The sequence below is a fragment of the Streptomyces yerevanensis genome (assembly GCF_000716805.1).
In the GTDB taxonomy this organism is placed as follows: domain Bacteria; phylum Actinomycetota; class Actinomycetes; order Streptomycetales; family Streptomycetaceae; genus Streptomyces; species Streptomyces flaveus.
Window position 1 is genome coordinate 179,932 of sequence record NZ_JNWJ01000001.1, and the last position, 12,205, is coordinate 192,136.

15 protein-coding genes are annotated in these 12,205 nt (G+C 67.7%); 4 read left to right on the top strand and 11 right to left on the bottom strand.

Annotation, left to right across the window (positions count from 1 at the left end; translation table 11 throughout):
• Positions 1–57 precede the first annotated feature (57 nt).
• The 3 genes from OP79_RS00850 to OP79_RS00860 form a co-directional block, all read right to left on the bottom strand.
• Positions 58–594, bottom strand: a complete 537-nt coding sequence (locus OP79_RS00850; RefSeq protein ID WP_033317893.1) for a TetR/AcrR family transcriptional regulator — start codon at positions 592–594, stop codon at positions 58–60.
• Between the two features lie 31 nt (positions 595–625).
• Entirely contained in the window at positions 626–946 is a 321-nt protein-coding gene (locus OP79_RS00855) for a DMT family transporter (RefSeq protein ID WP_033317894.1), read from the bottom strand.
• 76 nt (positions 947–1,022) lie between these two features.
• Positions 1,023–1,388: a VOC family protein gene (locus tag OP79_RS00860; RefSeq protein WP_033317895.1), complete on the bottom strand. Its 366-nt coding sequence runs from the start codon at positions 1,386–1,388 to the stop codon at positions 1,023–1,025.
• Between the two features lie 142 nt (positions 1,389–1,530).
• Here OP79_RS00860 and OP79_RS00865 point away from each other — a divergent pair, with 142 nt between their 5' ends.
• A complete protein-coding gene (locus OP79_RS00865) occupies positions 1,531–3,294 on the top strand; it encodes a hypothetical protein (RefSeq protein ID WP_245685181.1) in 1,764 nt (587 codons plus the stop codon).
• Positions 3,295–3,607: 313 nt separating this feature from the next.
• Positions 3,608–4,552, top strand: a complete 945-nt coding sequence (locus OP79_RS00870; protein ID WP_033317896.1) for an AbfB domain-containing protein — start codon at positions 3,608–3,610, stop codon at positions 4,550–4,552.
• 82 nt (positions 4,553–4,634) lie between these two features.
• On the opposite strand, the gene OP79_RS00875 is transcribed toward OP79_RS00870, so the two are convergent.
• The 8 genes from OP79_RS00875 to OP79_RS00910 all read right to left on the bottom strand — a co-directional run bounded on the left by OP79_RS00875 (position 4,635) and on the right by OP79_RS00910 (position 11,225).
• Entirely contained in the window at positions 4,635–4,967 is a 333-nt protein-coding gene (locus tag OP79_RS00875; protein ID WP_033317897.1) for a metal-sulfur cluster assembly factor, read from the bottom strand.
• On the bottom strand, positions 4,964–5,431 hold the full coding sequence (gene sufU / locus OP79_RS00880) for a Fe-S cluster assembly sulfur transfer protein SufU (protein ID WP_033317898.1): 468 nt from the start codon (positions 5,429–5,431) through the stop codon (positions 4,964–4,966). Before sufU ends, OP79_RS00875 begins: the two co-directional genes overlap by 4 nt.
• Positions 5,432–5,447: 16 nt before the next feature.
• Positions 5,448–6,704, bottom strand: coding sequence for a cysteine desulfurase (locus OP79_RS00885; protein ID WP_033317899.1), 1,257 nt, complete (start codon positions 6,702–6,704; stop codon positions 5,448–5,450).
• Positions 6,701–7,465, bottom strand: a complete 765-nt coding sequence (gene sufC / locus OP79_RS00890; RefSeq protein ID WP_033317900.1) for a Fe-S cluster assembly ATPase SufC — start codon at positions 7,463–7,465, stop codon at positions 6,701–6,703. Before sufC ends, OP79_RS00885 begins: the two co-directional genes overlap by 4 nt.
• Before the next feature lie 7 nt (positions 7,466–7,472).
• On the bottom strand, positions 7,473–7,790 hold the full coding sequence (locus tag OP79_RS00895; RefSeq protein WP_033318119.1) for a non-heme iron oxygenase ferredoxin subunit: 318 nt from the start codon (positions 7,788–7,790) through the stop codon (positions 7,473–7,475).
• Between the two features lie 5 nt (positions 7,791–7,795).
• A complete protein-coding gene (sufD, locus tag OP79_RS00900) occupies positions 7,796–8,977 on the bottom strand; it encodes a Fe-S cluster assembly protein SufD (protein WP_033317901.1) in 1,182 nt (393 codons plus the stop codon).
• Between the two features lie 95 nt (positions 8,978–9,072).
• Positions 9,073–10,494, bottom strand: coding sequence for a Fe-S cluster assembly protein SufB (gene sufB / locus OP79_RS00905; RefSeq protein WP_033317902.1), 1,422 nt, complete (start codon positions 10,492–10,494; stop codon positions 9,073–9,075).
• Positions 10,491–11,225, bottom strand: coding sequence for a helix-turn-helix transcriptional regulator (locus tag OP79_RS00910; RefSeq protein ID WP_033317903.1), 735 nt, complete (start codon positions 11,223–11,225; stop codon positions 10,491–10,493). Before OP79_RS00910 ends, sufB begins: the two co-directional genes overlap by 4 nt.
• Positions 11,226–11,419: 194 nt before the next feature.
• On the opposite strand from OP79_RS00910, the gene OP79_RS00915 reads away from it, so the two are divergent.
• Both OP79_RS00915 and OP79_RS00920 read left to right on the top strand, forming a co-directional pair.
• On the top strand, positions 11,420–11,830 hold the full coding sequence (locus OP79_RS00915) for a response regulator (protein ID WP_078491541.1): 411 nt from the start codon (positions 11,420–11,422) through the stop codon (positions 11,828–11,830).
• A complete protein-coding gene (locus OP79_RS00920; RefSeq protein WP_033317904.1) occupies positions 11,830–12,204 on the top strand; it encodes a response regulator transcription factor in 375 nt (124 codons plus the stop codon). Before OP79_RS00915 ends, OP79_RS00920 begins: the two co-directional genes overlap by 1 nt.
• Position 12,205 lies beyond the last annotated feature (1 nt).

Consider the following 12,205-nt stretch of genomic DNA (forward strand, 5'->3'; position numbering starts at 1 on the left):
CCAACCGGTGCGCCGGGCATCTCACGTGCCGGGCGCACCGCTCCGCTCAGCCGCAGCTCAGGGGATCACGCGGGCCAGCACATCCCGGGCGTACTCCTCGTCGTACTCCGCTCCCGTCAGCAGCACCTGGAGGCAGATGCCGTCCAGCAGTGCGACCAGGGCGCGGGCGGTGACCGGGTCGGTGCGATGGGCGACGCGCTCGGCGAGGTCCTGGCACCATTCGGCGGCTACGGGGCGCAGGGCGGGGCGGCGGAGGGCGGCGAGGTAGAGCTCGTACTCGAGTTCCACTCCCGTACGGTCGCCTGCGAGCCACTCGCCCGTCAGGCCGGCGAGTTCGGCGGCCAGGTCGCTCTCGGGGTCATCCAGGGCGCCGCGTGCGACGACCAGCTTGGCGAAGCCCTCGTTCGCCTGCCGCAGCGCGGCGACCATCAGCTCGTCGAGGGTCTTGAAGTGGTACGTGGTCGAGCCCAGCGGCACATCGGCCTCGGCCGCGACGGAGCGATGGCTCAGCCCGCCGATGCCCTTGGCGCCCACGACCCGGATGGCCGCGTCGATGATCCGCTGACGCCTGTCGGGGTCGTAACGCCGCACCATCAGCGGACCCCTGTGACCGCACGGCGGCCCATCAGTGCGCCCCGCCCAGGTTCAGCACCACGACCCCGACGATGATCAGCATGATCCCGGTCAGCTTCGCCGTGTTCAGCCCCTCCCCCAGGAACAGCATCCCGATCGCCGCGACGGCCGCCGTGCCGGCTCCGGCCCAGATCGCGTAGGCCGTGCCGACCGACACGGTCTTCAGTGTCTGCGCGAGCAGCACGAAGGCGACGACGTATCCGAGCAGGGTCAGCAGGGAGGGCCACAGCTTGCTGAAACCCTCGCTGTACTTCATGGCGGTCGTGGCGGCCACCTCCGCCGCGATGGCGGCGCCGAGCAGTGCGTATCCCATGTGGACGATCGTACACATCGATACGTACGCCCGTACACAGCGGGGGTGAGGAAGATGAGGTCCGGAGAGACCGCGCTCAGTCGAGGAGCGTCTTCTTCGGCCGCAGTACGCAGAACTCGTTGCCCTCGGGATCGGCCAGATTGACCCAGGTCGCGTCCCCGCCCTGGCCGACGTCGACCCGGCTTGCCCCAAGCGCGAGCAGTCGCTCGACCTCGGCGGCCTGGTCGTCCGGGGTGAGATCGATGTGCAGCCGGTTCTTGACCGTCTTGCGTTCGCCGACCGGTACGAAGCAGATCCCCGGCAACGCATCCGGGGCGGCCGCGATGATGACCTCCTCCTCGGCCTCGAACACCACGCGCCAGTCCAGGACCTGACACCAGAAGCGGGCCAGTGACGGCAGATCGTGCGCGTCTACGACGACTTGATACCAGCGGACAGCCATATGACGCAGTTTTCCCCGGTCGCCCGGCCCTCGCCAACCACCAGATCGGACGACGCCCTTGTGCGAATCCGCGCAGGGGCCGCCCCCGTTTGCTCGTATTTCGCTGTAGAGCAGGTGAGTTACCGCTGGTTACGGTGCGGTCATGAGCAAAGGAGCCGCACCTCGCAACAGGCCCTGGACACGTGCGCTGGCCGCCGGAGCGCTCGCCGCGGCGGCGCTGACCGTGGCACCGGCGGCGGACGGAACACCGGCCCGTACGGAGACCGCCGTGAAGTCCACGTCGCCGGTCACCGACGTCACCGAGACCGAGGTCTCCGTACGGATCCCGCTGCCGGCCTCGGTCGGCAGTCACCCGGCGCGCTGCGACTGGCTGTCGTATCTGCGCTACCGGTCCTCGGACGGGCCGTCGAAGTCCGCCGACGCGGACCGGATTCTGATCGCCCAGCCGGGCATCCTGGAGGGCGCGGGCGCCTTCGACAGTGTGGCCCGGAACACGGTGAAGGCGGCGGCCGAGAAGGGCGAGCACATCGAGTTCTGGGCGCTGGACCGGCGCTCCAACTGCCTTGAGGACAACGCCGGTATCGCAACGGGCAGCAGCACCAAGGCCGTTGACTACTACTACGGTGGCAAGCCGGTCGACGGGCGCACCTTCGACGGCTTTCTGACGAGCGGTCAGGCGGGCTGGCTCGCCGACGTCGGTCTGGAGCAGACCGTACGCGACCAGTACGACCTGCTGTCCGCCGAACTGCCCGACCAGAAGCTGCGCAAGGAGAAGGTGCTGTGCGGCGGGCATTCGCTGGGCGGCGTCCTCACCGGTGTCTTCGCCACCTGGGACTTCGACGGGAACCCCGCGACGAAGGCGGACGCGGGCTTCAACCAGTGCTCGGGCTACTTCGCCCTGGACACCACGATCTCCACCTCGCTGGACGACCTGAACGGCACGTCGTCCGGCGGGAACGGTCCCGGCGGGTCCCTGCTGCCGGGGCTGATTCCGGACACGAGCATCGGTTACGCCGCCGTACAGGCCGGGCTGCGCACCGGAGTTCTGCCCCGTTTCCTCGCGCTCCCCGCGGTGCTCAATCCGGAGACGATGAACCTGCTCTCGCTCGCCGGCCTGGCCGCCCGTAACGCGCCCGACGCCGAGTCCGCGCTGCTCGACGACGTCCCGTCGAACGCCAACATCGAGACGACGGGCCGCATGCTGTTCTCCAAGAACTCGGAGGTCTTCCTCAAGGGCAGCCCCACCATCCGCGACTTCCGGCTCACCAACGAGGCGGTACTGGGCACCTTCATGGACGACCACTCGGCGCCGCTCGCCTTCATCCAGACGAGCGTGGGCTTCTTCGACAGTGCGGGCAGCGGCAGCGGTGGTGGCGGCAGGATCGTGGACAAGAACTTTCCGGCCTCGAACGACGCCGCTGCCCAACCAGCCCTGTTCGGTACGGAGTTGAAGGCGATCCCGGACGAGCCGGGCGGCCCTCTCTACACCTGGCGGAACTACGACCGGGTGGGCGCGGCGGACGACCCGGTGTATCGCTCGGCCAATGGCACCCCGTTCACCACCGCCGCCAAGGAGGTCACGGATATCGGGGAGTTGGCCCGCAGCCTGGCCGAACAGCCGCTGGACTTCACGGAGGACCACTTCCCGACCAGGCTGGTCACGGACATCCAGCTGATCGACGATCCACAGCTCGCGGGCAAGTTGGTGCACAAGGAGGGCCTCACCGCGAACCCCAGGGTCACGTTCATCGCGGGCGACGGCATCCTGGCGGACCACATTCCCCAGGACGAGAACCCCGTGGTCCTGCCGGGCTACCAACACCTGGACGTGCTCACGGCGGCACCGGTGCAGAACGGCGGAAGCCGGGAGCGGATCGCGGCCGACCTGGCCGAGTTCGCTCGCTGACGCCGCGTCACATCCCGTGCGCTCCCCGCGTTCTCCTTGCGGGGAGCGCACGAGACGGTGCAGGTCGGGCCAAAGTGAGCGCAATTTGCTTCAGGTTACGAAATTGTTCCCTCCGGTCTTGAAACCGCTCTCTGAAACGTCTGCTCAGAAGGCGCCGGGTCCACTACTGTTTCAGCGTCGCGCACCGGAGTCACCCGGCCACAGCCGTACCTTCCGTGTCGCGACCTCCGCTTCCTCTCGTGCTTCCTCTCATGGCGAGGGCACATGACCAATCCGCGTCCGCCTCGGGGCGACGACGCTGGAGGAACAGCGCATGCCAGACAGCAAGCCCGGACCCGGTCCGGACCAGCCCGCGCCTGAGCCGAAGGGCGCACTGGGCCGTCCCCCACGTGCCGCTGCCAACACAGCGGACCCGCAACTCCCCGCCGAACAGCCCCCGAAGGTATGGGAGACCGGCGAAGACCTCGACGGGGGCCGCATACCCGGGACGCGCCGCCTCTATCTGGCCGGCGTACTGGCCGTGGCGGTGCTGGCCTCCACGGTGACCGCGATCGCCATACTCGACCAGACCGAGGACAAGGGGGCGCAGGACCCGCAGACCACCTCCGCCGCACAACCGGTCGTCCCCGGCTTCACCCCTGAGGCCCCCACCACGGAGCCCAGCGGGAAGAGCGGCCTTTCCTCACCGCAGCAGGACTCCGAGGACGCCGCCTCGAAGGACAAGGACGACAAGGACGGCTCCGGCTCCCCCGAGGCCCAGCAGCGGGGCTCCGAGCCCATCCCCGAGCCGTCGAAGAAGCCTCCCGCCTCCAGCAAGGCGCCCGCCAAGCCGCCGGCCTCCTCACGGAAGTCGGTCCGGGCGGTCAACTACCCGGACCGCTACTGGCACTTCAGCGACGGCACCGGCCGCCTCGACCAGGTGAACTCCGACGAGGCCCGGCGGGACTCCACCTTCAAGCTCGTGCCCGGCCTCGCCGACTCCGGCTGTGTGTCCTTCTCCACCGGCGACGGCAGCTACGTACGCCACCGCGACTTCCGCCTCCGTACGGACCGCCACGACGGCTCGGAGCTCTTCAAGAAGGACGCCACGTTCTGCCCGCGCCCGTCCTCGTACTCCGGTGCCGTGATGCTGGAGGCGGTCAACTACCCCGGCAGCTTCCTGCGGCACCGCAACTTCCAGCTCCGGCTGGAGCGGTACGAGCACAGCAACCTCTACCGGGCCGACTCGGCGTTCCGGCTGGTCGAGGGCCTGAGCTGAGCCGACAGGCGTGACCGCATACGTGTGTGGGGCCCCGGCAACTGCCGGGGCCCCACACACGTACAGGCTGAACTCAGAGGTCTCAGACGTTGAACCCGAGCGCCCGAAGCTGCTCACGCCCATCGTCCGTGATCTTGTCGGGTCCCCACGGCGGCATCCAGACCCAGTTGATCCTCAGCTCGCTGACGAGGCCGTCCGTGGCGGACTTGGCCTGGTCCTCGATGACGTCCGTCAGCGGACAAGCCGCCGACGTCAGGGTCATGTCGAGCGTCGCGATGTTCGCGTCGTCGATGTGGATGCCGTAGATCAGGCCGAGGTTGACGACGTCGATGCCCAACTCGGGGTCGACCACGTCGTACAGCGCCTCGCGGACCTCTTCCTCCGAGGCCGGTTTCATCTCAATGGTCTCGCTCATGCCGTCTTCCTTTCGGCGTCGGCCTCGCCCAGGGCCTGGGCCGTCGCATCCTTCCAGGCCATCCAGCTCAGCAGCGCGCACTTCACACGGGCGGGGTACTTGGAGACCCCGGCGAACGCCACCGCGTCCTCCAGAACCTCCTCCATCGCGTCGTCCGGTTCGATGCGGCCCTTGGACTGCATCAGCTCCAGGAAGGTCTCCTGGATCTTCTGCGCCTCGGCGAGCTGCTTGCCGACGAGCAGTTCGTTCAGTACGGAGGCGGAGGCCTGGCTGATCGAGCAGCCCTGGCCTTCGTAGCTCACATCCACGATCTGCGAGCCCTCGTACTTCACGCGCAGCGTGATCTCGTCACCGCACGTCGGGTTGACGTGGTGCACCTCGGCGTCGCCATCCCGCAGACCGCGCCCGTGCGGGTGCTTGTAGTGGTCCAGGATGACTTCCTGGTACATCGAATCCAGCTTCACGTCAGCGCCAGCTCCCTCAGCCGAAGAAGTTCCGTACGTAGTCCAGGCCTTCCACGAGTGCGTCGATCTCACTCGGCGTGGAGTACAGATAGAACGACGCTCGCGTGGTCGCAGGAATTCCGTACCTCAGGCAGACGGGCCGGGCGCAGTGGTGGCCGACCCGAACCGCGATGCCCTGCTCGTCGAGGACCTGGCCCACGTCGTGGGGATGGATGTCGCCGAGCGTGAAGGAGATCGCCGCGCCGCGCTCCTCGGCCGTCGTGGGGCCGATGATCCGCAGGTCGGGGACCTCCGACAGGCGCTTGACCGCGTACTCGGTCAGCGCGTGCTCGTGGGCCGCGATCTTCTCCATGCCGATGGAGGTCAGGTAGTCGATCGCCGCGCCGAGACCGACCGCCTGCGCGATCGGCGGCGTACCGGCCTCGAACTTGTGCGGCGCCGGGGCGTAAGTCGACGAGTGCATCGACACCGTCTCGATCATCTCGCCGCCGCCGAGGAACGGGGGCAGGTCCTCAAGGAGTTCCTGGCGTCCCCACAGGATGCCGACGCCCGTCGGGGCGCACATCTTGTGGCCGGTGAACGCCACGAAGTCGGCCTGGAGTGCCTGCACGTCCAGCGGCATGTGCGGCGCGGCCTGCGAAGCGTCGATGCAGACGAGGGCGCCGACTTCCTGCGCCCGGCGGATTATCGCCTCGACCGGGTTGAAGGTGCCGAGGATGTTGGAGACCAGCACGAAGGAGACGATCTTCGTCTTCTCGGTGATGATCTCGTCGATGTTGGAGAGGTCGAGGCGGCCGTCGTCGGTCAGGCCGAACCACTTCAGCTTCGCGCCTGTGCGCTGCGACAGCAGCTGCCACGGGACGATGTTGGAGTGGTGCTCCATCTCCGTGATGACGATCTCGGTCTCGTGGTCCACGCGGTAGGGCTCGTCGGCCCAACCGAGCATGTTGGCCACGAGGTTGAGCGACTCCGAGGCGTTCTTGGTGAAGATCACCTCGTCGCGGCTGGGCGCGTTGATGAACGTGGCGACCTTGTCCCGCGCGCCCTCGTACAGCGCCGTGGCCTCCTCGGCGAGCACATGCACACCGCGATGGACGTTGGCGTTGTGGCGCTCGTAGTACTCGTTCAGGGCGTCCAGTACCTGGCGCGGTTTCTGCGAGGTCGCCGCGTTGTCCAGGTACACCAGCTTCTTGCCCTCGTGGACCTGTCGGTCCAGGAGGGGGAAGTCCTTGCGGATCGCCTCTGTGTCGAGGAGGCCCGGCAGCTGTGTCACGCGGATACGCCACCCTTCGTGTATGCCTCGTATCCCTCGGCCTCCAGCTTGTCGGCCAGCTCGGGACCGCCGGACTCGGCGATGCGGCCGCCCGCGAAGACGTGGACGTGGTCGGGCTTGATGTAGCGCAGGATGCGCGTGTAGTGCGTGATGAGCAGCGTGCCCACCTCGCCGGTCTCGCGGACGCGGTTGACGCCCTCGGAGACGACCCGGAGCGCGTCGACGTCGAGGCCGGAGTCGGTCTCGTCGAGGATCGCGATCTTCGGCTTGAGCAGCTCCAGCTGAAGGATCTCGTGGCGCTTCTTCTCACCGCCGGAGAAGCCTTCGTTCACGTTGCGCTCGGCGAAGGAGGGGTCCATGTTGAGGTTCTGCATGGCCTCCTTCACCTCCTTGATCCACGTACGCAGCTTGGGGGCCTCGCCGCGGATGGCGGTGGCGGAGGTACGGAGGAAGTTGGAGACCGAGACGCCGGGGACCTCGACCGGGTACTGCATCGCGAGGAACAGGCCGGCGCGGGCGCGCTCGTCGACGGACATCTCCAGGACGTCCTCGCCGTCGAGGGTGACGGTGCCCTCGGTGATCGTGTACTTGGGGTGACCCGCGAGCGAGTAGGCGAGAGTCGACTTGCCGGAGCCGTTCGGGCCCATGATGGCGTGCGTCTCGCCCTGCTTCACGGTGAGGTCGACGCCCTTGAGGATCTCCTTCGTGGCGTTGTCGGCCTCGACGGTGACGTGCAGGTCTCGGATTTCAAGCGTTGCCATGGGTGCCTCAGGACTCCTGGGTGAGGGAGACGAGCACGTCGTCCCCTTCGATCTTTACGGGGTATACGGGAATGGGGCGCGTCGCGGGAAGGGCGTCGGGTTTCCCGGAGCGCAGGTCGAATCGCGAGCCGTGCAGCCAGCACTCGATGTGGCAGTCGTCCACCTCGCCCTCCGACAGCGAGACGTTCGCGTGCGAGCAGATGTCGTACACCGCGAACACCTCGCCCTCCGTCTGTACGACGGAGACCGGCGTGCCGTCGAGTTCCACCCGCTTCGGGGTGTCCTCCTCCAGCTCGCTCAGCCCGCAGGCGCGTACGAACGCGATGGCCATCAGACCGACGCCTCCAGCTCCTCGTCGATCTTCACGAGCAGCCGCTCCTCGATGTCGTCGACGCCGATCTGCTGGACCAGCTCGGCGAAGAAGCCGCGCACGACGAGGCGACGGGCCTCGTCGGCGGGGATGCCTCGGGCCATCAGGTAGAAGAGCTGCTCGTCGTCGAAGCGGCCGGTGGCGCTGGCGTGGCCGGCGCCGACGATTTCGCCGGTCTCGATCTCGAGGTTCGGTACGGAGTCGACTCGGGCGCCGTCGGTCAGCACGAGGTTCCGGTTCATCTCGTACGTGTCCGTGCCCTCGGCCTTGGCCTCGATCAGCACGTCACCGATCCACACCGCGTGCGCGTCCTCGCCCTGGAGTGCGCCCTTGTAGGCGACGTTCGACTTGCAGTGCGGGGTGTTGTGGTCGACGAGGAGGCGGTGCTCCTGGTGCTGGCCCGCGTCGGTGAAGTACAGGCCGAAGAGCTCGGCCTCGCCACCGGGGCCGGCGTAGGCGACGCGCGGGTGGAGGCGTACGAGGTCGCCGCCGAAGGTGACCACGAACGACTTGAAGGTGGCGTCGCGGCCGATCAGCGCGTTGTGCTGGCCGACGTGCACGGCCTTGTCGTCCCAGTCCTGGACGGAGATGACGGTCAGCTTGGCGCCGTCACCCAGGACGTAGTCGACGTTGGCGGCGAGTACGGCGTCACCGGTGTGGTCGATGACGACGACGGCCTCGGCGAAGGCGCCGAGTTCGACGACCTGGTGGCCGTAGGCGATCCCGCCCTCGCCGTGCACGGCGACGCGGATCGGCTCGGTGAGCACCGTCTCCTTGGGGACGGTGATCACGCCGGCCTGCTCGAACGCGGAGTACGCCTGGGCGGCGATGCGGTCCACGGGGGTGCCCGCCTTGCCGATCCGGGCGTCGTCACGGCCGACGGTCTCGACGGTGACGCCCTCGGGGGCCTGCACGTCGACCTTCACGCCGGTGCCGGTGGCGACGGCGGTGCCGTCGTGCAACCCGCGCAGCCGCTCCAGCGGGGTGAACCGCCACTCCTCCTCGCGGCCGTGCGGGACCGGGAAGTCCGCCACGTCGAAGGACGGGGGCGCGCTCATGCGCGTGGCGACGGTCGACTCGGCGGCGACCGCGATCTGGCCGGCGGTGGTGGAGCCCACCGGGATGTTCTGAGCCTCAGCCATGGCTGTCGGTCTGCTCTCTTCCTACGTAATGAGTCTTCGCGCTGCTGGCGGGGGGCGGATCGGCCGCCCCCCTGGACGTCGTTCCTGGAGGCCGGTCAGCCGACCGCGCCCTCCATCTGCAGCTCGATCAGCCGGTTGAGCTCAAGCGCGTACTCCATGGGCAGTTCCTTGGCGATCGGCTCGACGAAGCCGCGCACGATCATCGCCATCGCCTCGAACTCGCTCAGACCGCGGCTCATCAGGTAGAAGAGCTGGTCCTCGGAGACCTTGGAGACGGTCGCCTCGTGGCCCATGGACACGTCGTCCTCACGGACGTCCACGTACGGGTACGTGTCGGAACGGGAGATGGTGTCGACGAGCAGCGCGTCACACAGCACGTTCGACTTGGAGCCGTGGGCGCCCTCGCCGATCTCGACCAGGCCGCGGTACGAGGTGCGGCCGCCGGCGCGCGCCACCGACTTGGAGACGATGTTGGAGGACGTGTTCGGCGCCATGTGGACCATCTTGGAGCCGGCGTCCTGGTGCTGCCCCTCGCCCGCGAAGGCGATGGACAGGGTCTCGCCCTTGGCGTGCTCGCCCATCAGGTAGACGGCCGGGTACTTCATCGTCACCTTGGAGCCGATGTTGCCGTCGATCCACTCCATGGTCGCGCCCTCGTAGGCGACGGCGCGCTTGGTGACCAGGTTGTAGACGTTGTTCGACCAGTTCTGGATGGTCGTGTAGCGGCAACGGGCGTTCTTCTTGACGATGATCTCGACCACGGCGGAGTGCAGCGAGTCCGACTTGTAGATCGGCGCCGTGCAGCCCTCGACGTAGTGCACATAGGCGCCCTCGTCGACGATGATCAGCGTCCGCTCGAACTGGCCCATGTTCTCCGTGTTGATCCGGAAGTAGGCCTGGAGCGGAATCTCGACGTGCACGCCCTTCGGCACGTAGATGAAGGAGCCGCCGGACCACACGGCGGTGTTCAGTGACGCGAACTTGTTGTCACCGACCGGGATGACCGTCCCGAAGTACTCCTTGAAGAGCTCCGGGTGCTCCTTCAGGGCCGTGTCGGTGTCCAGGAAGATGACGCCCTGCTCCTCCAGGTCCTCGCGGATCTGGTGGTAGACGACCTCGGACTCGTACTGGGCCGCGACACCGGCGACGAGGCGCTGCTTCTCCGCCTCGGGGATGCCGAGCTTGTCGTACGTGTTCTTGATGTCCTCGGGCAGGTCCTCCCAGGACTCCGCCTGCTTCTCCGTGGAACGTACGAAGTACTTGATGTTGTCGAAGTCGATGCCCGACAGGTCCGAGCCCCAGCTCGGCATGGGCTTCTTGTCGAACAGGCGCAGGCCCTTGAGACGGAGCTTGGTCATCCACTCCGGCTCGTTCTTCTTCGCGGAGATGTCCCGGACGACGTCCTGGCTGAGGCCGCGCTTGGCAGAGGCACCGGCTACGTCGGAGTCGGCCCAGCCGTATTCGTACGTACCCAGACCCTCGAGTTCGGGGTGGGCAGTCTCCGTGGGGAGAGTCATGCGGGGTTCCTCCCGGCCGTGCGTACAGATGCGTTATCGGTGGTCTGGTGTGTCGCCTTGGGGATGAACGTCGTGCAGACGCCGTCGCCGTGGGCGATGGTGGCCAGCCGCTGGACATGCGTCCCGAGCAGCTGGGAAAAGATCTCGGTCTCCGCCTCGCACAGCTGGGGGAACTGCCCGGCGACATGGGCGACCGGGCAGTGGTGCTGGCAGAGCTGCTCGCCCTTCTGCGGAAGGGGAGCGCTGCGCGCCGTAGCAGCGTACCCGTCCGCACTCAGGGCCTTGGCCAGGGCTTCGGTGCGCTTGTCGGGGGCGACGGCCTCGACGGCTTTGCGGTACGCCTCGGCCTGGGCGGCCATACGGGCGCGGGCGAAGGCGACGACCGCCTCGGCCCCGCCCTCGCGCTCCGCGATCCAGCGCAGGGCGTCGGCGGCGAGCTTGTCGTAGGACTGGTCGAAGGCGTCCCGGCCGCAGTCCGTCAGCGCGAACACCTTGGCGGGCCGCCCGCGCGTACGAGCGCCGTAGACCCGCTTCTCGCGCGCCTCCACGACGTCGTCGGCGACCAGGGCGTCCAGGTGCCGGCGTACGGCCGCCTGGGTGAGGCCGAGACGGCCGGCCAGGTCGGCCACGGTCGACGGGCCGTGGTCCAGGATGGAGCGCACGACCCGGTTGCGCGTGGAGCGCTCCCCGGTCGCGAGTTCCTCCTGCGGGACCTGGCCTACGTTTTTCACAACACCATTGTTGCGTAATTCCTCAGAGACTGACAAGCCGCGTCCGAGCGGTGGATGGTGCCGTGCATCACTTAGGCAAACCTAAGCCGACCTGCGGAGATGATCTTTGATCGATCAGCCGACGCCCGGCGCATCACTGGGGGCCATGGGCCCCTTGTGGCGAGAGATCCAAGTTGAGCATATTTTAGAAGTAAATGCCCCACTTGATCGGAATGGCGATGGGCCCTCAGAACGGACTCGTGCACGTCCTGGTGATCGAGGACGACCGGGACGTCAGTGCTCTGCTGCAGCGGCATCTCGGTGCCCTGGGCTGTCGCGTGACCATCGCGGACACGGGTGAGGAAGGGCTGGAGCTGGCGTTCGCAGACCCTCCGGACATGGTGATCGTCGACGTGCTGCTGCCCGGTATCGACGGGCGGGAAGTCATCCGGAGACTACGAGCCGACGAGCGGACGAAGCGGTGCCGCCTCGTCGTCTCCTCCGTACTCAACCCGGAGGACCTGGTCGAGCTCGCGACGGACGAACTGCTGGCCAAACCGTTCCGGCAGGCCGCGGTGGCGCGGCTCGTCGACTCCTACCGAAGTTCCGTATCGCAGGAGGAGTAATGGCTCGTGTCCTGATCGCCGACGACGACGCCGATATTCGGGACCTCGTGGCGTTCAAGCTGGTCCAGAGCGGCCACCAGGTCACGGCCGTGGAGGACGGCATGGCCGCGCTGCAAGTGATGCGTGAGCAGCCGCTGGATCTCGTACTCCTCGACATACGGATGCCGGGGATGTCGGGACTGGACGTCTGCCGCGAGGTGCGCGCGGCCCCCGCAACCGCGTCGCTCCCCGTCATACTGATCACCGCCCGGTCCCAGGAGGGAGACGTCGAACTCGGCTTCGCGGCAGGCGCGGACGACTACATCATCAAGCCCTTCAGCCCCCGCGAACTGTCCAGCCGGGTCACCGCGATGCTCACCCGGGTCGATCGTTGAT

Bases quoted from the DNA above. Each gene is read 5' to 3' on its own strand.
- OP79_RS00850 (WP_033317893.1), bottom strand. From the start codon at position 594: ATGGTGCGGCGTTACGACCCCGACAGGCGTCAGCGGATCATCGACGCG.
- OP79_RS00855 (WP_033317894.1), bottom strand. From the start codon at position 946: ATGGGATACGCACTGCTCGGCGCCGCCATCGCGGCGGAGGTGGCCGCC.
- OP79_RS00860 (WP_033317895.1), bottom strand. From the start codon at position 1,388: ATGGCTGTCCGCTGGTATCAAGTCGTCGTAGACGCGCACGATCTGCCG.
- OP79_RS00865 (WP_245685181.1), top strand. From the start codon at position 1,531: ATGAGCAAAGGAGCCGCACCTCGCAACAGGCCCTGGACACGTGCGCTG.
- OP79_RS00870 (WP_033317896.1), top strand. From the start codon at position 3,608: ATGCCAGACAGCAAGCCCGGACCCGGTCCGGACCAGCCCGCGCCTGAG.
- OP79_RS00875 (WP_033317897.1), bottom strand. From the start codon at position 4,967: ATGAGCGAGACCATTGAGATGAAACCGGCCTCGGAGGAAGAGGTCCGC.
- sufC (WP_033317900.1), bottom strand. From the start codon at position 7,465: ATGGCAACGCTTGAAATCCGAGACCTGCACGTCACCGTCGAGGCCGAC.
- sufD (WP_033317901.1), bottom strand. From the start codon at position 8,977: ATGGCTGAGGCTCAGAACATCCCGGTGGGCTCCACCACCGCCGGCCAG.
- sufB (WP_033317902.1), bottom strand. From the start codon at position 10,494: ATGACTCTCCCCACGGAGACTGCCCACCCCGAACTCGAGGGTCTGGGT.
- OP79_RS00915 (WP_078491541.1), top strand. From the start codon at position 11,420: ATGCCCCACTTGATCGGAATGGCGATGGGCCCTCAGAACGGACTCGTG.
- OP79_RS00920 (WP_033317904.1), top strand. From the start codon at position 11,830: ATGGCTCGTGTCCTGATCGCCGACGACGACGCCGATATTCGGGACCTC.